This is a genomic window from Mycobacterium sp. (assembly GCF_036273375.1).
In the GTDB taxonomy this organism is placed as follows: Bacteria; Actinomycetota; Actinomycetes; order Mycobacteriales; family Mycobacteriaceae; genus Mycobacterium.
The window spans coordinates 1-22,055 of the sequence record NZ_DASUHS010000047.1 but is presented as its reverse complement, the minus strand read 5'-3'; the positions used below and the strand labels follow the sequence as shown (position 1 = coordinate 22,055).

21 protein-coding genes and 1 pseudogene are annotated in these 22,055 nt (G+C 63.8%); 10 read left to right on the top strand and 12 right to left on the bottom strand.

Going from position 1 to position 22,055, the window contains the following annotated elements:
• Positions 1–100: 100 nt before the first annotated feature.
• The 3 genes from VFW69_RS04915 to VFW69_RS04905 are packed head-to-tail and all read right to left on the bottom strand — an operon-like array spanning position 101 to position 3,053.
• Positions 101–865 carry an alpha/beta fold hydrolase gene (locus tag VFW69_RS04915; protein ID WP_526498745.1) on the bottom strand — a complete coding sequence of 255 codons (765 nt, stop codon included), beginning with the start codon at positions 863–865 and terminating at the stop codon, positions 101–103.
• Complete coding sequence (locus VFW69_RS04910; RefSeq protein WP_526498743.1) at positions 862–1,917, bottom strand: acyl-CoA dehydrogenase family protein; 1,056 nt, start codon at positions 1,915–1,917, stop codon at positions 862–864. Before VFW69_RS04910 ends, VFW69_RS04915 begins: the two co-directional genes overlap by 4 nt.
• Positions 1,914–3,053, bottom strand: a complete 1,140-nt coding sequence (locus VFW69_RS04905; protein WP_526498741.1) for an acyl-CoA dehydrogenase family protein — start codon at positions 3,051–3,053, stop codon at positions 1,914–1,916. Before VFW69_RS04905 ends, VFW69_RS04910 begins: the two co-directional genes overlap by 4 nt.
• 308 nt (positions 3,054–3,361) lie before the next feature.
• Between VFW69_RS04905 and VFW69_RS04900 the strand changes: the two genes are divergently transcribed.
• A complete protein-coding gene (locus tag VFW69_RS04900; protein ID WP_526498739.1) occupies positions 3,362–4,690 on the top strand; it encodes an adenylate/guanylate cyclase domain-containing protein in 1,329 nt (442 codons plus the stop codon).
• A 75-nt stretch (positions 4,691–4,765) separates the two neighbouring features.
• Here the strand turns inward: VFW69_RS04900 and VFW69_RS04895 are convergent, their stop codons facing one another.
• Entirely contained in the window at positions 4,766–5,230 is a 465-nt protein-coding gene (locus VFW69_RS04895; protein ID WP_526498737.1) for a GAF domain-containing protein, read from the bottom strand.
• Between the two features lie 145 nt (positions 5,231–5,375).
• Between VFW69_RS04895 and VFW69_RS04890 the strand changes: the two genes are divergently transcribed.
• Complete coding sequence (locus VFW69_RS04890; protein ID WP_526498735.1) at positions 5,376–6,899, top strand: adenylate/guanylate cyclase domain-containing protein; 1,524 nt, start codon at positions 5,376–5,378, stop codon at positions 6,897–6,899.
• Positions 6,900–6,919: 20 nt separating this feature from the next.
• Here the strand turns inward: VFW69_RS04890 and VFW69_RS04885 are convergent, their stop codons facing one another.
• From VFW69_RS04885 to VFW69_RS04875, 3 genes are all read right to left on the bottom strand, one after another.
• Positions 6,920–7,357 carry a nitroreductase family deazaflavin-dependent oxidoreductase gene (locus VFW69_RS04885; protein WP_526498733.1) on the bottom strand — a complete coding sequence of 146 codons (438 nt, stop codon included), beginning with the start codon at positions 7,355–7,357 and terminating at the stop codon, positions 6,920–6,922.
• A gap of 62 nt (positions 7,358–7,419) precedes the next feature.
• On the bottom strand, positions 7,420–7,575 hold the full coding sequence (locus VFW69_RS04880) for a hypothetical protein (RefSeq protein ID WP_526498731.1): 156 nt from the start codon (positions 7,573–7,575) through the stop codon (positions 7,420–7,422).
• A gap of 30 nt (positions 7,576–7,605) precedes the next feature.
• Positions 7,606–8,529 carry a LysR family transcriptional regulator gene (locus VFW69_RS04875; RefSeq protein ID WP_526498729.1) on the bottom strand — a complete coding sequence of 308 codons (924 nt, stop codon included), beginning with the start codon at positions 8,527–8,529 and terminating at the stop codon, positions 7,606–7,608.
• 102 nt (positions 8,530–8,631) lie between these two features.
• On the opposite strand from VFW69_RS04875, the gene VFW69_RS04870 reads away from it, so the two are divergent.
• The 5 genes and pseudogenes from VFW69_RS04870 to VFW69_RS04850 all read left to right on the top strand — a co-directional run.
• Entirely contained in the window at positions 8,632–9,918 is a 1,287-nt protein-coding gene (locus tag VFW69_RS04870; RefSeq protein ID WP_526498727.1) for an aromatic ring-hydroxylating oxygenase subunit alpha, read from the top strand.
• Entirely contained in the window at positions 9,915–10,238 is a 324-nt protein-coding gene (locus VFW69_RS04865; RefSeq protein ID WP_526498725.1) for a hypothetical protein, read from the top strand. Before VFW69_RS04870 ends, VFW69_RS04865 begins: the two co-directional genes overlap by 4 nt.
• A 4-nt stretch (positions 10,239–10,242) precedes the next feature.
• Positions 10,243–11,073, top strand: a complete 831-nt coding sequence (locus VFW69_RS04860) for a TauD/TfdA dioxygenase family protein (protein WP_526498723.1) — start codon at positions 10,243–10,245, stop codon at positions 11,071–11,073.
• Complete coding sequence (locus VFW69_RS04855) at positions 11,070–11,948, top strand: TIGR03619 family F420-dependent LLM class oxidoreductase (RefSeq protein WP_526498721.1); 879 nt, start codon at positions 11,070–11,072, stop codon at positions 11,946–11,948. Before VFW69_RS04860 ends, VFW69_RS04855 begins: the two co-directional genes overlap by 4 nt.
• A 22-nt stretch (positions 11,949–11,970) precedes the next feature.
• Positions 11,971–12,177 (top strand): annotated as a pseudogene (locus VFW69_RS04850) (cytochrome P450); the annotation flags it as partial.
• 96 nt (positions 12,178–12,273) lie between these two features.
• On the opposite strand, the gene VFW69_RS04845 reads toward VFW69_RS04850, so the two are convergent.
• Positions 12,274–12,780, bottom strand: coding sequence for a DUF2505 family protein (locus VFW69_RS04845; RefSeq protein WP_526498719.1), 507 nt, complete (start codon positions 12,778–12,780; stop codon positions 12,274–12,276).
• 27 nt (positions 12,781–12,807) lie between these two features.
• On the bottom strand, positions 12,808–13,506 hold the full coding sequence (locus tag VFW69_RS04840; RefSeq protein ID WP_526498717.1) for a M15 family metallopeptidase: 699 nt from the start codon (positions 13,504–13,506) through the stop codon (positions 12,808–12,810).
• A gap of 181 nt (positions 13,507–13,687) precedes the next feature.
• Between VFW69_RS04840 and VFW69_RS04835 the strand changes: the two genes are divergently transcribed.
• The gene (locus VFW69_RS04835) at positions 13,688–15,190 is read left to right on the top strand and encodes a serine hydrolase domain-containing protein (protein WP_526498715.1); all 1,503 of its coding nucleotides are present in this window, start codon (positions 13,688–13,690) and stop codon (positions 15,188–15,190) included.
• Between the two features lie 61 nt (positions 15,191–15,251).
• On the opposite strand, the gene VFW69_RS04830 is transcribed toward VFW69_RS04835, so the two are convergent.
• Positions 15,252–16,814, bottom strand: coding sequence for an LCP family protein (locus VFW69_RS04830; RefSeq protein WP_526498747.1), 1,563 nt, complete (start codon positions 16,812–16,814; stop codon positions 15,252–15,254).
• Positions 16,815–17,340: 526 nt separating this feature from the next.
• Between VFW69_RS04830 and VFW69_RS04825 the strand changes: the two genes are divergently transcribed.
• Positions 17,341–17,628, top strand: coding sequence for a GlsB/YeaQ/YmgE family stress response membrane protein (locus VFW69_RS04825; RefSeq protein WP_526498713.1), 288 nt, complete (start codon positions 17,341–17,343; stop codon positions 17,626–17,628).
• 337 nt (positions 17,629–17,965) lie between these two features.
• The gene (locus tag VFW69_RS04820) at positions 17,966–19,153 is read left to right on the top strand and encodes an AI-2E family transporter (protein WP_526498711.1); all 1,188 of its coding nucleotides are present in this window, start codon (positions 17,966–17,968) and stop codon (positions 19,151–19,153) included.
• A 38-nt stretch (positions 19,154–19,191) separates the two neighbouring features.
• On the opposite strand, the gene VFW69_RS04815 is transcribed toward VFW69_RS04820, so the two are convergent.
• Entirely contained in the window at positions 19,192–20,469 is a 1,278-nt protein-coding gene (locus VFW69_RS04815; protein WP_526498709.1) for a fatty acid desaturase family protein, read from the bottom strand.
• Entirely contained in the window at positions 20,469–21,506 is a 1,038-nt protein-coding gene (locus VFW69_RS04810; protein WP_526498707.1) for an alpha/beta fold hydrolase, read from the bottom strand. The genes VFW69_RS04815 and VFW69_RS04810 overlap by 1 nt, the downstream gene beginning before the upstream one ends.
• Between the last annotated feature and the right edge of the window lie 549 nt (positions 21,507–22,055).

Genomic DNA, 22,055 nt, shown 5'->3' with positions numbered 1-22,055 from the left:
ATGCGCGCGATCAAGGCCGTGTCGAAGTAGTTGTTCGGGGGCCGGTGGATCTCCACCATGGCCACGTGCCCGACGAATTCGATGGATACATCGACAGTGGTCATAGCTGTTCCAACAGTTCGCGCACGGCGGCATTGAATGTCACGGGCTGGTCCATATTCGCCGCATGCCCCGCGTTGTCGATGACTACCTTGCGGGAATTGGAGATCTTGCGGTGCATGTAGTCGGCCGGGGCCAGGAAGTCGGTGTCTTGGGCGCCGACGACCACCAACGTAGGGACCGTGATCCCGTCGAGCGATGTGATCACGCGAGCGTCCTTTTGGGCCATCACACCGCGGGCAGCGCGAGGCAGCCCCTCGGGATGCGCATGCACCGCCTGAGCGACTTCCGTCGAGATGTCGGCGCGCCCTTCGCCCTTCTCGAGTTCTTGAGCGCGTCGTTCCACCCACGCGTTCCACTTGTCGCGTGCTACGTCGTTGCGATAACCCGGTCCCGTGTCGACCAGCACCAGCGCGGCCACGCGCTGCGGATGGACGAGGTGGAAGGCCAGGGATAGGTAGCCGCCCAAGGACATTCCGCCGAGTACAGCGCGATCGGCGCCCGCGGCGTCGAGAATTGCCGCCATGTCGGCGACGCTGATCTGCTCGGTGTAGCGCTCCATGTCGTCGGGTGCGTCGCTGCTGCCGTGGCCGCGCTGGTCCCAGACGATCACCGGTCGGTCGACGCTCAAGGCGTCGATATTGGGGTTCCACATGCCCGCGGTGGCGCCGAACCCGTGTGTGAGCAAGAGCGGCAAGCCCGGCGCGTCCGGGTTGTGCACCTGATAGGCCAGCGTGACCCCGTCTTCGCGCTGCAGTCGGTTCACGACACCACCTCCGACCCTGACTGGATGGCTGGGTACAAGGCGTCGGGGCCACGGGCGACGAGGGCCGCACCGAGTCGATGCGCCCAGCGGTGATGCCCTCCGGCTTCGTCGCGCCAGGACCATAGTCGACGGGTCAGATAATGCAACGGATACTCCTTCGTCATACCGATAGCGCCATGCGTCTGGTGGGCGGCCGCCGTCACCAGCTGCGCGGCCCGGTCGGCAAGCATTTTGGCGCAAGCGATTTCGAAGCCGCCCCGGCCCAGTTCGACCGCTTCGACGGCACCGTCGATGGCCGACGCGACCAGTGCGGCCTGCTGGTGGATGGTCACCAGATGTGCTTGAACGGCCTGGAAGCGACCGATGGGGCGTCCGAATTGCTCACGTTCGCCGCTGTAGCGCAATGTCATTGCGGCGACCGCGCTTATCGCGCCGGCCATCAGCGCCGCACGCCCTAGCGCGGTGCGTTCCCATAGCGATTGTTCGGTGACCCCGTCCGGTGCGTCGGCACGCGCCGCTACTGGCACACTGTCGAAAACCACTGTGTCACGAGGTTCTTCGGCGAGATTTACCCCGCGGCTGACGGCCGGGCCTCCTGATGAGGCGGCCGGTCCGGGCGCGAGCACCACGACTCCTTCGACGAGTCCGATGACATGCTCCGCCCGGCGACCCCACGCGACTGCCGGCACCGATCCGAACAGGCGGCCACCGCGGAGACGGAGCGTGGCGGCGGGCGGCAGTACCGTGCGAACACCTTTGGGCAGTGTCAAACCGGCAGACGCCAATAGCCACCCGCCGACCAGTCCGGCTTCGGCCAGGGGCACGGGTGCCGCATGCGCTCCGGCGGCACGCAGTAGCTGCACCGCGTCGGCAACACCGCCTCCGGCTCCGCCCAGCTCTTCGGGAACGGGGACGTCGCTGAATCCGCTCTGCTGCATCGCTTGCCATAGTTCTGGCGCCCAGCCGGTGGCTTCGGCTTCGCCGACGTCCTCCCAACGGCTTTGCGTGGCAAACAGTTTGGCGGCAGCGCTATATAGCTGGTCGTCGCTCATGACAGCCCTTTGGCGGCGACCGAACGCAACACCTCAGTGGTGCCGCCCCGGATGGTGAATGACGGCGCGTCCAGCGCGGCGCGACGTAACAACCGTTCGAACAACGACGGCGGTTCCGGGCCGCGCACCAGCTCGCGGTCCAATAACTCCTGCAGCGCGCGCACGACGTCTTGCTCGAAGCGGGTGCCCATCTCTTTGATGAGCGCCGCCTCGGCCGCAGGGGTACCGCCGGCGTCGATCGCCCTGGCGACGGTCAGCGAGAGCCGGCGTAGCACCCAGTACTGGGCCGTGAGCTCGCCGATCAGCCGGCTCCCTTCGGGACTGGCGGCCAGGTCCCGGTTTTCGCGGATGAATTCCTGAACGAGCAGGAAGGTCGAGATCCAGCGGTCGGGGCCGCTGCGCTCGAAGGCCAACTCGTCGGCGTTCTGCGCCCAACCCTGCCCGATTTCGCCGATCACCATCTCGTCGGACACCAGCACGCCGTCCAGGAGCACTTCGGCGAAGTGGTCGGTGCTGCCGTTCAGAAAGGGGATCGGTTTGACTGTCACGCCAGGGCTGCGCATGTCGATCAGAAATCGGCTCAGACCCACGTGCCGTTCGCCATCACCGGTTCGGCACAGCGCGATCATGAAGTCGGCGCGCATGGCGTTGCTCGTCCATACCTTGACACCCGATACTCGCCAGCCGTCCGTGTCTCGCACGCCACGCGTCCGCACCGACGCGAGGTCGCTTCCGGCGTCCGGCTCGCTCATGCCGATGCAAAAACACAACTCGCCCCGGCAAATTCGCGGCAACAACCATTTCTTCTGTTCCTCGGTGCCGTAACGCACCAGCACCTGCGCGATCTGCCGGTCGGCCACCCAGTGATGCCCCACCGGGGCGCCCCAGCGCAGCAGCTCTTCGACAACGACGAAACGGTCGACGGCGGTGGCGTCATGGCCGCCATAACGGGCCGGCACCGCCATGCCGACCCAGCCACGCCCGGCCAATGCGGCGGAGAACTGCGGATTCACCTCGGCGCTCATGCCGAGGCCAGGTTCGAACGTGCCCCAGGGCAGCGCCTCGGCCAGGAATGTGCGTACCTGGTCCCGCAATTCCAGCTCCGCGGCGGTGAGCGCGGCAGGCGACGTGACCATACTTGGCAGGCTAACCACCCACTCTGAAGCGAGGAAAGTTACCGCCTCGTCCCGCATCCGAGCATGAATCGCGGAGCCGGATGCAGCCGCGTCTAGCGGGTAGCTGGAGGTATCGATTGTGTCGCCGCGTTGTAGCCGGACTTGATGCACCGCAGATCCCGAAATCCCTGCCATCGGAAAGAATTGGATACCGGGAAATAAGGCTTTGACGAAGACATTCGCGTCAAATATTGCCCTCGATGCGCCGCCGTCGTTGGCGGATCGTCCGGTACGACTTAACGTGGCCCACGCAGGCGTAAGGTTCGACCATGAACGTCCCGCCGGACATCCACTATGCCAAGAGCGGCGGCCTGAACATCGCGTACTCGGTGACAGGAGAGGGGCCCGACCTCGTCGTCGCGCCCGGCTTCATCTCACACCTCGACATCATGTGGGAGGAGCCGGCGGTCGTCCACTTCTACTCACGGCTCGCGTCCTTTCGTCGCGTCGTCACCTTTGACAAGCGGGGCACTGGCCTCTCGGATCCGGTGATGCACGCGCCGACGTTGGAAGAATCCGTCGATGACCTGCGTGCCGTCATGGACGCGGCCGGATGTGAACGCGCCGACCTCCTGGGCATTTCGGAGGGTGGCACGATGGCGATGCTGACGGCCGCCGGCCATCCCGATCGCGTGAATGCGCTTGCCCTATATGGCACGTTCTCCCGCCTGCTCCGAGCAACCGACTACCCGCTCGGCGTCACCGAGGAGCAGCTGTCGGCGTTGGTCGAGGTGAGTGCCGAAGGCTGGGGTGAGGGCGTCGGACTGGCTGCATGGGCTCCGAGCCGGCGGGGCGACGCGGAGTTCCGGCGGTGGTGGGCGCGGCTGCAGCGGGTGGCCGCCAGCCCGGGCATGGTCCGCAACATCTTCGCGCTCTATCCGCAGCTGGACATCCGCGACGTGCTGCCCGCGATCCAGGCGCCGACGCTCGTGCTTCACCGGCGCGACGACCGGATGGTGAGCGGCGAGATGGGTCGCTACCTCGCCGAGCGCATCCGCGGGGCCAAGTTCGTCGAGACCGAGGGCGCCGACCACCTGTTCTTTACGGGCGACGCTGACGCCCTGCTCGATGAGATCGAGGAGTTCCTTACCGGCGTCCGCCCGCGGCCTGCGGTCGAGCGCGTCCTGGCCACCGTGCTGTTTACCGACATCGTCGACTCCACGAAGCGAGCGGTCGAGCTTGGCGATCAGCGATGGAAGGAGCTGCTCGGCAGGCACGACGCCCAGGTACGGCGCCAGCTCGCACGCTTCCAGGGCCGCGAGGTCAACACGACGGGCGACGGCTTCCTCGCCCGGTTCGACGGGCCCGCCCGCGCGATCCGGTGTGCCGCGGCGATCCGCGACGTGCTGCGGAGCCTGGGCCTCGAGGTGCGGGCGGGCGTACATACGGGTGAGGTGGAGTTGCGCGACGACGACATCAGCGGCATCGCCGTCCACATCGCCGCGCGTGTGGCAGCGGCGGCCGGGGCGGGCGAGGTGCTCGTCTCGCGCATCGTCGTCGACCTGGTCGCCGGTTCGGGTCTTGGCTTTGCCGCTCGCGGCGCGCACGCCCTCAAGGGTGTGGCGGGCGAGTGGGCGCTGTTCGCCGTCGAAGGTTGACGGGTAGGGCTTACTCGCGACACGTACGGCAGCTCCACCAATGGCTGCTTCGGCGGCGCGGGCTCCCGCCGTGCTCTAGTTCTCTGCCGGCTGATTTGTCCGCGCGTCCCAAATCGTTTGTGTCTCCGTGGCGATCGAGGGGTGGTGGATTTCCTGGAAGTTCCGTCCACCCCGCCGGAATGTGGCGACGACGGCGACCGGCACATGTTGCTCCAGCACCGGCATGGACACCCACTCGCAGGGCCGTACGTGCACCAAATCCACCGCTGCAGCGGTCTCGTCAGCGTCGTAGAAGTAAGGCCCGGAGATGCGGCCCAACCAGAACCACCCGTGGGTGTCGCGTGTCCACACGAACGAACCTTCGTCGAGCTCGGCGAATCGGGCGACCCGACGGTCGAGCCGCTCCTGTTCGGCCGGCCCACTCACGGATGGCCCGAACCCGCACACGCCGATCCGGCGAGCGCGATCGATGGCGGCTTGTGGCTCGACGGCGTCGTTGCGGGATCGCATCGGCGCGCGGTAGACGACCATGAGAGACATCGTGCCTCGATGCTGCAGCCGACTCACGGACGACCGCAGGCGGGGCCTGCTGAGCGCCTACTTATCGGCCATCGCTACACAGAAGGGCCGTAGAGATGCAGCCCTTTTCGGCGCATCGCGGCCGCTGGACCTTTAACCTCCGGGCATGGACCGCATCTGGCAGTGGGCGTGGGATCGGTACGGGGCGCGATATACGTGGCCGTGTGGCGTGATCGGATTTCTCATTGCCTATCCGATCTACGCCATCCTCTTATCGTTCCCGATCGTCGCTTTCGAGAAGTCCGGTCAATACGTTGAGGCGGCAGTCGTCACCGTCGGTGCGGTGCTGGTACTTGTATGCATGCTGATCGTTCCGGGGCGCCGATGGGCACGCCCTGCGCAGCAGTGGGCGGCGGGCCACGACGTCGATCGAGCGACCGCTCTCGAGGGCACCTATTCGTTCGCCCGTGGGGCGACTTTCCGGGCGGTGTGGGGAACCGGTGTCTGGGCCGCCGCGCTGTCGGTGTCCGTCGGCGCGATGGCCGGAGCAACGTGGTCACGGCTGGTCCAGTACGCGATTCTCGGCGCCGTCCTCGGAACGACGGTCCAGCTGGTCGCTTATCACAACGTCGTGGAGGCGGCATGGCGCCCAGCCAGGGTCGCGCTCGCCGGTGACACCGGATTGGGTGATTCGCTGCCACGCTCTCACCCGACCTTCGCCGCGCGGTCGAACGTGTCCATGGTTGCCGTCGCGTTTGCGTACGGCATCAGCGGCGCATTGTTTGCGGCCGTGCTCAATTCGGTCGACGAGAACCCGATCCTGTCCGTGGTGATCGGCGGCGTCTTAACGATTCTCTTCGCGGTACCGGTCTCGGTGGGCCTCGGATTCTCACCGTCACTACAACCCATTCGCGACCTTGCCCGAGGCGCCGAGCGCGTTGGTACCGGCGACTACAGCCAGCGCCTACCGGTCGTTCACGACGACGACCTCGGTGCGCTGGCCGCGTCGTTCAATCGCATGCAGGCGGGTTTGGCTGAGCGGCAACGACTTCAGGGCGCGTTCGGCACCTACGTCGATCCCGCTCTCGCCGCGCGGTTGCTTCAGCAGGGCGACGACGTGTTCACCGGTGAGCGCCGCGAGGTGACGGTGCTGTTCGTCGATATCCGTGACTTCACGCCGTTCGCCGAGGCGAACTCCGCCGAGGACACGGTCGCCCGGCTCAACGCCCTGTTTGAAATCGTGGTGCCCGCCGTTGTCGACGCCGGTGGGCACGTCAACAAGTTCCTCGGCGATGGAGCGTTGGCCGTGTTCGGCGCCCCGAACGACCTTGCGGATCACGCCGACGCGGCGGTGTCCGTTGCTGTCTCGATTCAGCGTCTCGTCGACGATCGATTCGGTGGTGCCCTTCGGATCGGGATTGGAATCAACACCGGCGTAGTGATCGCCGGCACCATCGGTGGCGGTGGCAAGCTCGAGTTCACGCTGATCGGTGACGCGGTCAACGTCGCCGCACGCGTCGAGCAGCTCACCAAGACCACGGGCGACGCCATCCTTCTCACCGGTCGGTGCGCGGACGCGCTGACATCTCGACCGCCCGGACTCCTCGATCGGGGAGCGCACGCTTTGAAGGGCAAGTCGGCCGAGGTGCGGGTTTTCACTCTCGGCCCAGAGGCTAACGCCCCAACCTGAGTTCGCGACTTCGGGCTGTTCTAGCCCCTCGGTGCCAGGACGACGACGGGGATTGGGCGCGACGTCTTCCTTTGGTATTCGTTGTAGCGGTTTTGATTGTTCTTGTTGACGATCTGCCATAGCCGCTGGTAGTCGGGATCGCCGGACAGCACCGGCCGTGCGGTGACGGCGAAACGTCTTGGGCCGACGTTGATCTCGACGTCGGGATTGGCCTTCAGGTTGTGGTACCAGCCAGGAGCCTGGGGCGCACCGCCCTTGGACGCGACCACTAGATAGTTGTCGCCGTCGCGGGCGTAGCTCAGCGACGTCGTACGTTGTTCACCGGTCTTCGCGCCGACGGTATGCAGTAGCAGGCTCGGTATCCACAGCGTGCGGTGACCGATCCAGCCGTTTGACTTCTGATAGACCGTGTCGTGCACTCGTAGCACCTGCGAGAAGACGCTTTCCACGAAACTCATAGCTACCAGTGTCACTCAGTGGCGTCGCACTTCTCCAGTGCGGTCTTCTAAGCCCCCCGGCGTTAGTGGTGGTGCGGCGGTTGTTCGTCGCGCAGCCTGCGCTCGTCTGACGCCTCGCGCACCTGCTCCTCGTCGCCGAACCTCTCCACGTCCTCGGGCGTGACGTGCACCCGCTTCGGTTTTGGCGCGGCCGGCGGATATTCGGGTTCACTGGGCATGAGGCGATTGTCTCTCAATTCGGCCGAACTCTAGGTCTCGGCTCGGGCGATGTTCTCGACGATGATCTGACAGGCCGTCTCATAGAAGGCGCTGATCAGGGTGGAGAAGGAGAGCTCGAAGGGATAGATCATGTGCACGGCCAGAGGCTCGACCGCCCAGTCGGGAAGGATCGGCACGATGGTGCCGTCGTGCAATTCCTTGGTGCAGATGATCTGCGTGGGCATGGCGCCGATGCCGAGACCCTGCAGGATGTACTCCTTGCACACCTGAAAGTTGTTGGCCCGTGCGCGTACTCGTGGCGACAACTCGTGTCGCCTGTCACGTTTGGTCACCGCCAACTTTTGCGGTCCGCAGAACCCGAAGTCGATGAACGGCAGAGTGTCCACCTGCGCGGGCTCGGTGATCGGATCTTTCAGCCGGCGCACGAAATCGGTCGAGGCGCAGAGGAAAAGGTTCAGGTCGAAGACTTTGCGCGCGATCAGCGTGGAATCCTGTAGCGGTCCGGGACCGAACACGACGTCATAACCGTCCTTGATCGGGTCGACCATGTTGTCGACCAACCGGATGTCCAAGCGCGAGTTCGGGTAACGCTGAAGAAAGGTGGCGCCGACGCGGGATGCGTAGTCGATGCCCAGACTCACCGGTATCGCGACCCGCAGTTCACCCTGAGGTTCCTGCCTGCTGCCCTCCACCAGGGCCCGGACGCCGTTGGCCTCGGTCAAGATGTTCATCGCGTGGTCGTAGATCTGCTCGCCGATGTCGGTGACCGTCAGCTGATGGGTGTTCTTCCGTAGCAGCTTGATGCCCAGGTCGGATTCCAGCTTGGTCAGCTTGCGGCTCACCGTGGACTTGGGCATGCCCAGCGCCGTCGCCGCCTTTGAAATGCTGCGGCAGTCCACCACCTTGCCGAATACCAGCAGGGCATTGAGGTCAAAGGGCAGATTTTGTTCCATGAGCGGTGTTCCAAGTATGCAACAGGGTGTTGCGTTCGTAGCCCTTATTGGGGGTTCCCACAGCTGCTAGCGTCGGCCGCACCACGTAGGAGGTATTCGGGGATGAACCAGCCCGTCGCCGTCGCCAAGCCCCCTAGCGGGCACTGGACCGACGCTTATCCCGAACTCGGCCGTGGCGCGGTGTCGCTCGAAGATTGTGTGTCCGAAGAGTTCTACGAGAAAGAACGCGAGCACGTCTTCAAGAAGACCTGGCTGTACGTCGGGCGAGTCGAACGTCTCCCGCGCTCGGGCAGCTACTTCACCCGCGAGTTCAAGTTCCTGAACACCTCGATCATCATCGTGCGCGGCAAGGACCAGGTGATCCGCGCCTTCCACAACATCTGCCCGCACCGCGGCAACAAGATGTTGTGGGAAGACGACCCGTTCCAGGAGGTGTCTGGGCGCGCTTCGTTGTTGTACTGCCGCTTCCATGGCTGGCGCTACAAACTGGACGGCTCGCTGCACTCGGCCACACGCAAGGATCTGCTGCTGGACTTCGACGCCGACAGCTGCCAGGTGCCGGCGGTGCAGTGCGAGGTGTGGGAAGGCTTCATCTTCATCAACCTCAACCCCAACAACACCGAGCCGCTGCGTTTCTTCCTCGGCGAACTGGCCCACGGCATCGAGGGCTATCCGTTTGACGGCCCGCATCAGGTTTACAAATTCTCGGCAGAGCTGCAGTGCAACTGGAAGATCTTCGTCGACAGCTTCGCCGAGAGTTACCACGGGCCGTATCTGCACGCGTCGTCCTTCGGCGCTGTCACCGCCGAAGCCAGAGATGCGTTCGACCAGCCGAACCCGTTCACCGACGCGCTGGCCTATCAACTCAGCGGTCCGCATCGGATGTTCTCGTTCTCCGGTGAGCCCTCGCAAAAGACGCCCTATTCCAAGCCGATCGAGTGCGTGATGGAAGCCAGCGCCGCGGGTCCCTGGAACAAAAAGGGCGACCGAGGGCCGATGCCCCCGGGGATCAATCCGACGCGGTCGGAGAAGTACGGCTTCGACTCGTTCCAGTTCTTCCCCAACTTCGTCATCATCTTCGGCGCATCCGGATTCACCACCCACGCCCACTGGCCCACAGGCCCGCACTCGCACGTGTTCGAGGTCGAGATGTTCTATCAGCCGCCGAAGACGCATAAGGAGCGACTCGGCCAGGAACTCACCGTGACCTTCCTCAACGACATCATCCTCGAAGACGCGAGTCCCTCCGAGGGTCTACAGGCAATGCTCAACAGCGGTGTCCTGACACATTTCACGATGAATGACGAAGAGATCCTGCTGCGTCATCTGCACAAGGTGGTCGGCGACTACGTTGAGGCCGGCGAAGCGGCCAAGGCAGGCTTGCGATGAGTACTGTTCTGCCGAGCGAGTTTTCGCCACTCGAGCACTTGGTGCCCGAGTGGGCGATCGAGGACGGTCATGAGCGCTACGTCAAACGCGTCAACAGCTCGATGGACGAAATCCGGGCATTCTACGACGAGGTGTTTCCACGTGCCGAGGAAGCCGTCGCCTACATCGACAAGTTCGACTACTCCGAGCCGCTGCCCGATGACGTCGTCAATCTGCGCAACCTGCTCTACTCACTGATCACCGTCTCGTTGGCCGTCGAGCTGTGGAAGCAGCCGCGGGTAAAGCATTCGGCCAACACCATTCTCACGAGAGTCAGCTGAAACCATGGGCCTCACCTCTGCGCAGCTGGAAGTCGTCGACCTCACCCCGAGAATCGGCAGCGAAATCAGAACCGACCTCGACACGTTGTTGAGCGGGCGCGAGACTTCGACGATTCGTGAGGTCCTCGAGCAGCGTGGTGTGGTGTTCTTCCGCGGGCTGGACATTGGCGACGAGCAGCAGATCGCCATTGCCAAGACCCTCGGCGCGCTGGTCGCCAACGAGGGCCAGGGCGGCATCAACAAGATCTCCCTCGACGAGAAGGTGAATCAGCGCGCCAAATATCTTCAAGGTTCGATGTTTTGGCACTTCGACGGCTCCCTGCAGCCGCTACCGAACCTGGCTACGCTGCTGCGAGCAGTGCAGCTCTCCGAGATCGGAGGGCAGACCGAATTCTGCAATACGTACGCGGCCTACGAGGACCTTCCGGATGCCGATAAGGAAGCGATAGCGCAGCTTCAGGTGGTGCACAGCGCGGAGCGCTCGCAGTATTACGTCACCCCGGAGATGAGTTATGACGAGGTTTCATTCTGGCAGAAGTCGCCCACCAAGGCGTGCCCGATCGTGTGGACCCATCAATCCGGCCGCAAATCCTTGCTCTTGGGCGCAACGTCGGATTACGTGATCGGCCTGCCGGTAGAGGAGAGCCGTGCTTTGCTTGCCCGGCTTCGTGATTGGGCCACCCAGCCGCAATACGTCTACCAGCATCAGTGGCAGCCGAGTGATCTGCTGATCTGGGACAACACCGGGACCATGCACAGGGTGTTGCCGTATCCGGTCGACAGCGGCCGCCTCATGCACCGAACGATTCTCGCGGGTGAAGAGCCCCTGCAGTGAAACTCGGTATCGCCACCCCGGTCGTCACCAATGTCGCGGGGGCACCGCTGCAGTGGGAGAAGGACGCCGGCATCGAGGACATCGGCCGGGCCGCGGAGGTTGCGGATCGGCTCGGCTACCACCACATGACCTGCAGCGAGCACATCGGCATGCCCTCGACTGAATCCAGTCGTCGCGGAGCTCGCTACTGGGATCCACTGGCCACGTTCGGTTATGTCTCGGCGCGCACGAAGCGGATTCGCCTCGCCACCATGACCTTGGTGTTGGGATACCACCATCCGTTGGCGATCGTAAAGCGTTACGGCACACTCGATCACGTCAGCGGAGGGCGGGTGATCCTCGGTGTCGGCGTCGGATCGCTCAAGGAGGAGTTCGACCTGCTCGGTGTGCCTTTCAACGACCGCGGCGCCCGCGGCGACGACACCCTGAGGGCGCTGCGAGCGGCCCTACCGACCAACGAGCCGGCGTATCGAGGTGAGTTCTACTCGTTCCGCGGCCTGACAGTGGATCCCTGTGCGGTACAGCCACACATGCCGATCTGGGTCGGCGGGCGCACACGACGTTCGTTGCGACGCGCGGTCAGCCTTGCGGACGGTTGGTGCCCGTACTACGTGTCGATCCAGACCGCTGCAAAGTGGCTGGCGCAGTTCGAGCTACCGCCGGATTTCGAGGTGGTGATGCCCGCCGAACAACCTCTCGACCCCGCCGGAAAACCCGAAGCGACGCAAGACACGCTGCGGGAATTGGCCGGCGGCGGCACTACCACCCTGTCGGCCCGCTTCGTTCACCATTCGTTGCAGCACTATCTCGAGCAACTCCACGCCTTGATCGAATTGCACCGCGATACTTTCGGTGCGGATGCGCGGACGCAGTAGACAGGAATCCGATGACCCTCCGGACCGCCGACGATCTGTACGCCAACATCTGACGTTCGGGGTGGGGGCCCATTACTGCCTCGGCAACGCGCTCGCGCGGATCGAGGGTCGAATTGCGCTGGACGAGATCATGAATCGGTTTCCCGACTGGGAAGTCGACGTCGATGCCGCGGTGTTTTCCTCGTCGTCAGCGGTGCGTGGCTGGGACAGGATGCCGGCCCGCGTCTAGCCGACTGCTCGACGGTACTCGCCGGGACCATGCCGAAGTGCTCGACATATGCGTCGAAAGTTCGGACTCGGAACACGTCGGGACGTGATCGACGAATTATGCCTCGTTTTCGGTGATCCACGTGGTGGTGAAGCGCAGTATCTCCGGAATGCCCTGGGTCAAATCGGATCCGATGGATTTCTCGAGTTTGCCGCCCAGCAAAGGGATTTTTACTTCCACGCGCACGGCGGAGCGCAGTTGGCAACCGCCGTCATCCGTCGGTGCCAGCCAGGTTTCCATATGACCAGACCCCAATCCACCGGACGCCTTGACGCTGGCTTGCCCACGCACCCGGCGGTGACCGTCCCGTCGCCATGTCTCGGTATGCACGAGCTTGAGGTCACCTTTGACGAGTTTGGTGACCAGCCCGGGTAACAGTTGACGACCGAAATGCTGGCTTGTCTGCACTGTCACCGTGTCGTCGGCGTCGACCACCAGCGAATCCAATGTGATGTTGCTGGCATCGGCGATGCGGGCCAGCCAATAGTCTTCGCGACCGAATGCGGCATGGATTTGTTCGACACTGGCGGGTGACTCGGTCGAGACGTCGAATGAGCGCGACATATCCGTGCATTCTTACAGAGTCCCGGTTCAGGACAGCTCGAAATGCTGATAATCGATGGGCGCCGTCCAGTTACCGCCCCACCGCCACCCGCGGTCCGTGAAGACGCGCACCGCGGGGTCCCCGTCGTGTAGGAGTCCTGGCTCGGTTTGGCTGCGGTCCAGGTAGTCCGCCGCGTTTTGCGGCTGGAAGGCGCCAGTGGCATAGACGCACGGGTTGAGACGTGGATTGAGGTCGATAGCCCGACCATAGGCGTGTTGAGACCAGTGATCGCTTCCCGGGATGCCTCGACAATTGAACGCCGACGTGTTGTTGTCCTGCATGGAGAGCTCATCGTCGGCGGCCGGATAGTGGTCGGGCGTTCGGATCTTCTCGATGGGAAAGCCAAGTCGGTAGAGCTGAGCGAAGACCGTGATGACCTCCGGCGCCAAATCCTGATGCACGATCAGTTCGCCGCGATGCATCCGGCCATCGAAACCGATGTGGTCAACCTCGACTCGTCGTAGTTGTGCGGGCTCCACGGGGCAACCCGGCCGCCAGCTCGCGCCGAGCTCCGCGGCGGTGACCGGCCGAACGTTGCTACCGGCGGGTGCCGATGACGGGCCCGCCGACGACGCGGCGGACGATGACCTGGCCGCAGGGGGTGGCGACGCGGCGGTGCATTGTGTCGCTGTGAGCGTGGCGGCCATCGTGCCCGCCAGCACCGCAACCCATCGCTTGGCGGACATCAAGGGGGATGAATCCTCACCGCTTGCTCCATACCGACGAGACCGCCGCGACCGGGTGTCGCGAGACAACTCCGGCGTCAACGCTACTGCAAGCCACTTCTAAACTACTGCGCAACAGCCGCTTTGCGCCGAAACCGAAGGCGTAGTGGATGCGGACAGGCCGTCGACTTACCCTTGCCGTATGCCGGTAGTCAGTGGCAGGTGGAAGTCCCGGCCAGCCGCGCTGCGCAAGACGGTTGTGCTCGCAATTGTGTTGCTCGCCCTCATCGCGGCCTCACCCTGGGTCTTTACGGCACACACACCGGTAGCCGAGCGCCCACAGCAGCCGGCGCAGCCGTCCGCGCCGGCGCCCGCCGCGGCTCCCGGACCCGACTTCGCGACCATCTCCAAGCTGATGAACGACGCGATCGCGGCAGACGGGCTGCCGGGTGGCGTGGTGGTGGTCGGGCACGGCGGCAACGTCGTCTTCCACCAGGCGTACGGGTCGCGCAAACTGACGGGCGAACCGGGGCTGGACGGGTCGCCCGCACCCGCGGAGCCGATGACCGAGGACACGATCTTCGACATGGCGTCATTGACGAAGTGCCTTGCAACGGCGGTCGCCGTCATGCAGCTCTACGAACAGGGCAAGGTCGCGTTCGACGATCCGGTGCAGAAATATCTGCCCGACTTCAATACGACGAACGATCCACGGCGGGCCAGGGTCACGGTTCGCATGTTGCTAACCAACTTTTCCGGCGAAGGGATCGACGTCAGCCTTCAAGATCCCTGGGGGCTGGGCGGACCCGACAAAGCGGAAGGCCTTCGTCGCGCGCTCACCACGCCGCTGCAGTCAGGTCCGGGTGAGCTTTTCCGATATTCCGACATCAACTACATCCTGCTGGGCGCGCTGCTCGAAAAGACCACGGGCGAGGCTGAAGACACGTACGTCCAACGCAATGTGTTTGCGCCGCTTGGCCTGCAATTGACCCGCTACCTTCCTGCGGTCAAAGCCTGTGGCCCACACGTGGTGCGAGGGGCGGCGGTTGCCTGGGCCCCCGCGCCGACGGTGGGTGAACCGATGACCTGTCCCCCGGGGACATGGAACACCAGCCTTCTGCCGCGCATCGCACCAACGGCGCGTGACGAGGAAAGCAGAGACGACCCCAGCAAGAATCCGGATTTCTATGCCCTGCTTCGGGGTACGGTGCATGACCCGACGGCGCGCCGCATGGGGGGAGTGGCAGGCAATGCGGGCCTGTTCTCGACGGCGCACGATGTCAGCGTCTTTGCGCAGGCGCTGCTTGATCGGCTGGCCGACCGCCCGAGTGAGTTTCCCTTGCGGCCAGAAACTCTCGAGCTAATGACGACTCCTCAGCAGCCCGGCCATACCGCCGAACAAGTTGAAGCGGCAAACCGTGCCGCTCGAGAAGCTCACACTCCGAAGTATCCGGCGATCGCGGGGCAAAGCCTGTTTGGCTTTGGCTGGGACATCGACACGGCCTACTCCAGGCCGCGCGGGAAGGTCTTTCCCGTCGGCAGCTTTGGCAACACCGGGTTTACCGGAACCACGCTGTGGATGGATCCAGGTTCAAATACCTACGTCATCCTGCTCTCGAACTCGATCCACCTGCGGGGCAGCCCGCCGATCTCGAACCTCAGGGGCGCCGTGGCTACGGCGGCGGCGCAGGCGTTGCACCTCTAACGGCGCCGCGCCATCGACCACGGTCTCGACACCCGACCCGCGGAAACACCTTAGCTTCTTGTCATTTCACGCAAGGAATGCCGTCGGCGGTCATGCGCGAGAGGTTGGTAACGGCGGGTTCTTGCGTGCCGGCGCCGGTGGCCGGCACCGTGGTGACGGGCGCCGTGGACGTTGCGGTGGGCGATTCTGACGTGTAGTTGCGGTGGTGGTCGAACCGGGAGAAATCGGTTCCGACGGTTAACCGCACCGTGTCGCGGGCCATGTCCTCGGATGCGGTCGCCGTTATGTCGAACTGGTCGGCGAGCTCAGTTGCCGCTATCTTCGCACCGGGTCCGTAGGTGATGGTGCTCGTCGCGATGGTGGAGTCGGCGGTGCTGACGGTCCCTTCACCGAATCTTCCAGTCGCTAAAAGCATTTGGACATTTGCCGCCTCGCCTTGTCGGCCCGAGGCGTTGACGACGTCGAGCGCGACGCTGCCGAGGGCGCTCTGCGCGCCGCTGTCAGGTTGCGCTGCCGTGGTGGGGCTGCTGGTCGACGGTGTTGTCGACGAATCGGCGCCCACCAGGTTGTGCACGAGGGAGCGGATGGTGGGTATGTCGATAAAGTTGACGTAGGCGCCGTTCGAGATTTCGCCGAAGCTGGTGACCGGCAGCGTGTACAGCACCACTGGTCTGTTGGGGAATTCCAACGCGTTACGAACGAAATCGTCAAAGTCGAAACCGGCGTCGACGGCGACGTTTTGCTTGGCGACGCCCAACAGGGCATGCAGTTTGGCGGGGTTCGACAACGTCCCACCGCCGCGCATCGCACTGACCACCGAGACGATGAAGGCCTGCTGGCGCCGGTTTCGGTCGAGGTCGGTGAATGCCGCGTCGTTGGGGTCGCGCCGTTGCCGAACGAAGGCCAGCGCCTGAGTTGCGTCGATCTGTTGCATGCCTCGGTGAAAGTCCGCGCCGGAGTAGTAACGATCCGAAGTATCCGCGTTGAGGCACACGGTAATCGGTTCGACTACCCGCGCGATTTGGAAGAACCCGGCCAGGGTGACTTCGATGAAGTGATCGATCGGAATTTGCAGAAGAGTCTTGACAGTGCTGATTTCGGCTTTGCGGCCCGCCTCCCGTGCCGACTGTTCTTTAGTGGTGGAGTCTTGCCCTTGAAGCGGGGTCGGATTCGGCTGCGAGCCGGCAGAGCCGTGGCCGGCCATCACGCGCTGGTAGGCGAAGCTGTAGGCCTCCTTGATCTTGCCGCGGCAATCCGTGGTCGGGCATCCGGCCAGATCGACGTAGTCGTCGCGGGGGATTGAGATCGCAGTGGCCGGACCGTCGCCGGCGGGTAGGTGCACCACGATGAGCGCGTCGGAATCGCCGTCAGCGGAATCCTCATTGCCTGCGTGCAGCGCGTCATAGATGTCGGGTGGCAGCGGCTGCCCGTGCTGGTCGCGGCGGCTATCCAGGCCCATGATCAGGATGTTCTGGTCGCTTCCGGTCGGCGCCGGTTCACCGGCCAATGCGTCGGATTTGGTGATGCCCGCTGAGGCGCTGCGATAGGCGTGCCAGGCCATGCCGATGGCGGCCACCAGCACCAGCGATACCGCCGCGGCCAGCATTTTGGCACCGGCCACCATCCTGTGGTTGCGGTGCAAGCGATTCCGGGGCCCGGCCGTCGGCGAATCTGATTCTTGCTCGTCGGGCTGGCCCGCTCGACGCGTCATGACAGAACTGAGAATAGCCAGGTAGCGGCGCGTCAAACCGTGGAATGCGGATTGAATCGTCGCAGCAAACGTCATAGTGTCGTTCACCTTCAGACGGTCGGCGGCCGAAAGCGATGTCAGCGAGTTATGACTCTTGGCCCGTCGAATCTTCGCTTATGCGCAGCAGCGCCGAACTCGAATCCCGGCTCAATCACCTGCTCGGGCGTTTGCGCTGGTCTACGGCCTGATCCATGACCAAGTCGCGTCGCAGCGGTACTACTGCAGCTGTTCGGCAACGCGGATGCGGTGAGGTGCGCCAGTAGAGCACAAGAACGCGACAGTTCGTGCGTTTCGACACTTCATTTCAGCGTCTCGCCTTAGTGCGGATCAGCGGGGTTAACGAGACAAATTCGGGTATCCCGTCGTTATTAGCGCGAGCCTTAATGGCTAAGGAGATCAAATGATCGGGACAATTGTTGGTGCCGTCGTCATCGGATTTCTGGTGGGCGGATTGGCCAGGCTGATCATGCCGGGCAGGCAGAACATCGGTGTCGTGATGACCGTGATCCTGGGTGCGCTCGGGGCGTTCCTTGGGACGTGGGTGTCCTACAAACTGGGGTACTCCAACCAAAATGGCGGATTCAAGGTCATTCCTTTCCTGGTTGGCACCGTATTGGCGTGTATTTTCATCGCCATCTACCTAGGTGTCACCGGGCGTCGCGTTAACAATCGGGCGCGGCGGCGGTAGCGAAACGGCGGCTCGATCCCACGCCCTGGTGCAGTCCAGCCCCGACCGCCAACGCACCGATAAAGCAGTGTCTCGTGTCGGCGATCTCGATCCCGGTCTGCGATGGTGATCTCAACGCACGCAGGGTTGCGACGCCATCGCCCCAATGCGGCGATTACCTTGCAGTGGGAACAGGTCGGACATCCGAAATCTCCTGCTTCCGTTGATCAATACCCCGATAACCGGAAGGCATGGAGAGGACGAGCGCCCGGTCGAAAGCCACCTGTTCGCGGCTCGGGAAGCGGGTACTCCGGAGAATGCGGATTTTGCTCCGCGGACCGATTAGCGGAGGGGTCAGATGGCCAGAGTTGACAACGACCTCCTCACCGAGGGGCGAGACGCCCAGGTCGATCGCGATCTGGTCGCCCAACCGCACCCAGAGGAGGGTCGCGTCGCCGAGGCGGAAACGGCGGCCGCCGAGATGAGTTCCGACGAGCAGCCACTCGGCCGGCCCGGGCGCCGCTTCGATCGGCGATCCCCCTTCTTCGTCGGGATGGCAGCGGCCGCCGGTGTCGCGGTCACCTACGGAGCGGTGCGTGTCCTGGAATCCATGTCCTCGATTCTGATACTCATCGGTGTCGCGTTCTTTCTCGCGCTCGGCCTTGAACCGGCCGCCTCCTGGTTCGTCAACCACAAGCTGCCGCGGTGGGCGGCGACCACGCTGGTGTTTGCCATCTTCCTGACACTGCTGGGCGCCTTCGTGGGCGCCGCGATTCCCCCGCTCGCCCAACAGGCGGGCGAGCTGATACACCAAGCGCCGCAATATATTCAGCATGCCCAAGATCACTCCTCTGCGGTCGGCAGGCTCAACGATCGCTTCCACCTGCAGCAGCGGATCACCGACGCCGTCAACGGCTCGGGGGGGTCGATCCTCAACAATGTGGTCAGTGCGGGAACCGCCGTCTTCGAAGCAGTAGCCGACATACTCATAGTCGCGGTGTTGACGGTTTACTTCCTGGTCGACATGCCCCGTATCCGGACCACCCTGTACCGGCTGGTGCCACACAGTCGGCGCCCCCGCGCCATCCTCATCGGCGACGAGGTCTTCGCCAAGGTGGGCGCCTACGTCCTTGGCAACGGGTTGATTTCGATCATCGCCGGGGTCGCCACCTTCATTTGGCTGACCGCCTTCTCGGTTCCCTACCCGCTGCTGCTGGGTATCTTTGTGGCCGTCTTCGACTTGATCCCCGTAGTCGGGTCGACCATCGCCGGTGTGGTCGTCGCCGCGGTCGCGCTCACCGTGTCGCTTCCGGTGTGTATCGGAACCGCTGTGTTCTTCGTGGTGTTCCGGCTCGCCGAGGACTATCTCTTGGTGCCCAAGATCATCGGCCGAGCGGTCAATGTGTCGGCGCTCATGACCGTGGTGGCCGCCTTGGTCGGCGGCTCGTTGCTCGGGATTGTCGGAGCTCTGGTTGCCATTCCGATCGCAGCCGCCCTGCAGCTCTTGGCGCAGGAAATACTTTTTCCTCGACTCGACAAGCTATAAGGGCAGGCCCCGGACGGGGCCAGCTGGGTCGCGGCGACTCAGGTGGTGGTTGTCATCGAGCGTTCTCGGCGACTCTGCTGCGCGGTAAAGTGTGGTTGGTTCATGGTTGTTGCGGCTGCGGTTCGCCGTGTCCAGTCCGCGCCGCGGCGCAATGGGTTCCAAATGCCTGTTCGCGCTGGCTTTTTCGTGAGGCGGCGAAATCTCTTCTCCGAAGCGGTCTCGGGAAGGTCAGCGGAGGTTGCGCACAGAAACGGGTCCGGGAGAGCCAGTTTGAGGATTGTCCGCAGCACCAGCAGGTATTGGCGAGGCAGCGACCCGGTGGTGTAAGGCACGCCGTATGCCGCACACAGCGCCTGCACCCGCTTCGCAATTTGAGCGTAGCGATTGCTGGGCAGATCAGGGAAGAGATGGTGTTCGATCTGATAGCAGAGGTTTCCACTCATGAACGCAAGTATTGGTCCCGCATGAAAGTTAGCGCTGCCCAACATTTGTCGCAGATACCACTGCGGCTTAGTTTCACCGTCCAGGCTCTCAGGCGTGAACTTCTCGGCTCCGTCGGCGAAGTGGCCGCAGCAGATCACCGCATATGCCCACAGATTGCGTAGTAGGTTGGCCATCGCATTCCCGACTAGGACGCGCCGCCAGCGCCGCCCTGCGAGCGCCGGGAACAACAAGTAGTCTTTGGACGCCTGACGCACAATTTTCCGGCTCAGATCCCGGGCACAAGCAGATTTTTCAGTGTCAGTCTGCGCGCGATCTCGTTCGGAATGCAAGCCGTGCAGTGCGATACCCCATTCGAAAACGATTGCCAGCACCAGATGCCGCAGCGGCTGCACCAGATGGCTGGGTTTCCACTGTTGGTCCCGGGTGACCCGCATAATGCCGTACCCGAGGTCGTCGTCGACGCCGACAACATTAGTGAAGACGTGATGGCGATAGTTGTGGGAGTACCTCCAATGTGAGGACGGCCCCGCCATGTCCCATTCCCAAGTGGTGGAGTGGATTTCGGGGTCATTCATCCAATCCCATTGGCCGTGGCTGATATTGTGGCCCAGTTCCATGTTCTCGATGCTCTTTGCCGCGGCTAGGGCGAGCGTTCCCAGTATCCAACCCGTTCTGGTTCGGATGGCGCCGATCGCGACCCGGGCGGCGAGGTCGAGACAACGCTGAAAAACGATGGTGCGCTGGATGTAAGCCCTATCGTTCGTGCCGCGCGATTCCTCGACGTCGAGACGGATGGCGTCCAGTTCGGCGGTCAGTGCCTCGACGTCCGCGCTGCTCAGATGAGCGTATTCGGCTACGTCTGCGATGGCCATTACTGTTGCACCTGATTCTCGGAGAAAGGGACACGCCCGGGTGGGGGGGCGGCCGCGGCGTGGCGGGTCTTAACCGGTTCGGCGGAGGAAAGGAGCTGCACCCACCGGCTCTCGATATACCGGAACGGCTGGGTCGCGGCCAGGAAGGTTTGTATCGCCGAAAGCAGCTGTGCCGAAGCGGTTTCGTGCGGATAGTGCCCGGCGTCCGGGATCTGCGCGGTCACTGCGTGGGGGACACGTTGGGCGAAAGCATGGTGGTGGTGCGGGGCGACGGTTTTGTCATTGATACCCCAGGCGACCAGCAGCGGGATTTCACCCAGGAGGCCCAGCTGGTGGCCGGCTCCGACCGTCTGACCCCGTCGGTGGATGACGGTGCGCGCCGTGTGCAGGAATGCTCGTCGTTGCTGGTCATCCGTCAACCCACGCAGCAAGTCGGCGAGCACACGAGCGTCAGAGTGTCCGATCAACGCCGGCAGGACGCCGAACAGTCGCTGGGTGAGCGCGGCCGGGATCGTGCTGAGCCCGGCGACGACGATGTCCGCTCCGGGCAGGGTCGCTGCCCGCAGCATGGGTGTGACTTCGGCACCGAGGCCGCCGCTGCTAATCAGGACGACGCGCTCGATGCGTTCCGGGAACTGATAGGCAAGTTGGAGCGCGACACCGCCCCCGAGGCTATGACCGACGATGCTCGCCCGAGGATGGCCCAGCGTGAGCAGCAAATCACGCATCGCGCAGGCATGCGTGCCCAGCGAATAGTCTGCGGCTGGTGGGTCGGACAGGCCATGGCCCGGGAGGTCGGGTGCGATCACCGTGTGGGTCCGCGCCAAGCCGGGGATCAAGTGTTTCCAAGTGCGGCGTGTGCCGCCGAGACCATGGATGAGTAGCACCACTGGCCCGGATCCGGCCTGGGTGTAAGAGATCGCACCGCCCTTGAGCGGCACCCGGTGTTCCACCGCCTGAGCTGTCGACGGTTTCAGACAGATAACCCCTCGTGCCGTGACGTGCTGGGTGACAGTCCGCTTTAGAAGGGTTTGCATATGTGAACTTTCAAGTGGGAAATACCGAATTGCTCGGTTGCGAGCGATCGCTCTGCGCTAGGGGGGCGGCGTGTTCCGGGCCGGCTGGACTGTCAACCAGGATTCACTTTACTCGTAATTAGTGTCGGCTCGCGGGTCATGAGAGGTTGTTCTCTTCAGGTTTCGGCTGCCCGCGGACGGGTATCGGGGTGGGGTCAACGCGCCCAATAAGTCGTTGGCTGTCGCCGATAGTGCACAGTCGGGCGGGCGTGTTGAGAAGCTGGCTTACAGCGCACCGCCGGCACGCGCCTTTTCCACCGGCCCCACCGGACTCCACAGCGATGTGGCGTCTAGGCCAACCTACCCGCAACTGGTATCAATTGCGGCTGTCGACGTCTCGGGCGGAATGCATTTGGCGGAAGGGTGAATTCAATGAACCCGCGGTGAACGGTGAACGTTGATGCGCCTCAGGGCTGATCCGTCGGTGACGCGTTGGCCGCCCGGGTCGTGACCGGGAACGCCCTCACCTGTCAAATGCGCGGCGCCGGCCTTGCCGGATCCCGCGTACCA

Coding starts and splice junctions, on each gene's coding strand:
- VFW69_RS04895 (WP_526498737.1), bottom strand. CDS start 5,230: ATGTCTCTCATGGTCGTCTACCGCGCGCCGATGCGATCCCGCAACGAC.
- VFW69_RS04905 (WP_526498741.1), bottom strand. CDS start 3,053: ATGGTCACGTCGCCTGCCGCGCTCACCGCCGCGGAGCTGGAATTGCGG.
- VFW69_RS04900 (WP_526498739.1), top strand. CDS start 3,362: ATGAACGTCCCGCCGGACATCCACTATGCCAAGAGCGGCGGCCTGAAC.
- VFW69_RS04835 (WP_526498715.1), top strand. CDS start 13,688: ATGCCGGTAGTCAGTGGCAGGTGGAAGTCCCGGCCAGCCGCGCTGCGC.
- VFW69_RS04830 (WP_526498747.1), bottom strand. CDS start 16,814: ATGGTGGCCGGTGCCAAAATGCTGGCCGCGGCGGTATCGCTGGTGCTG.
- VFW69_RS04870 (WP_526498727.1), top strand. CDS start 8,632: ATGAACCAGCCCGTCGCCGTCGCCAAGCCCCCTAGCGGGCACTGGACC.
- VFW69_RS04815 (WP_526498709.1), bottom strand. CDS start 20,469: ATGGCCATCGCAGACGTAGCCGAATACGCTCATCTGAGCAGCGCGGAC.
- VFW69_RS04875 (WP_526498729.1), bottom strand. CDS start 8,529: ATGGAACAAAATCTGCCCTTTGACCTCAATGCCCTGCTGGTATTCGGC.
- VFW69_RS04890 (WP_526498735.1), top strand. CDS start 5,376: ATGGACCGCATCTGGCAGTGGGCGTGGGATCGGTACGGGGCGCGATAT.
- VFW69_RS04810 (WP_526498707.1), bottom strand. CDS start 21,506: ATGCAAACCCTTCTAAAGCGGACTGTCACCCAGCACGTCACGGCACGA.
- VFW69_RS04825 (WP_526498713.1), top strand. CDS start 17,341: ATGATCGGGACAATTGTTGGTGCCGTCGTCATCGGATTTCTGGTGGGC.
- VFW69_RS04910 (WP_526498743.1), bottom strand. CDS start 1,917: ATGAGCGACGACCAGCTATATAGCGCTGCCGCCAAACTGTTTGCCACG.
- VFW69_RS04860 (WP_526498723.1), top strand. CDS start 10,243: ATGGGCCTCACCTCTGCGCAGCTGGAAGTCGTCGACCTCACCCCGAGA.
- VFW69_RS04845 (WP_526498719.1), bottom strand. CDS start 12,780: ATGTCGCGCTCATTCGACGTCTCGACCGAGTCACCCGCCAGTGTCGAA.
- VFW69_RS04820 (WP_526498711.1), top strand. CDS start 17,966: ATGGCCAGAGTTGACAACGACCTCCTCACCGAGGGGCGAGACGCCCAG.
- VFW69_RS04885 (WP_526498733.1), bottom strand. CDS start 7,357: ATGAGTTTCGTGGAAAGCGTCTTCTCGCAGGTGCTACGAGTGCACGAC.
- VFW69_RS04865 (WP_526498725.1), top strand. CDS start 9,915: ATGAGTACTGTTCTGCCGAGCGAGTTTTCGCCACTCGAGCACTTGGTG.
- VFW69_RS04840 (WP_526498717.1), bottom strand. CDS start 13,506: ATGTCCGCCAAGCGATGGGTTGCGGTGCTGGCGGGCACGATGGCCGCC.
- VFW69_RS04880 (WP_526498731.1), bottom strand. CDS start 7,575: ATGCCCAGTGAACCCGAATATCCGCCGGCCGCGCCAAAACCGAAGCGG.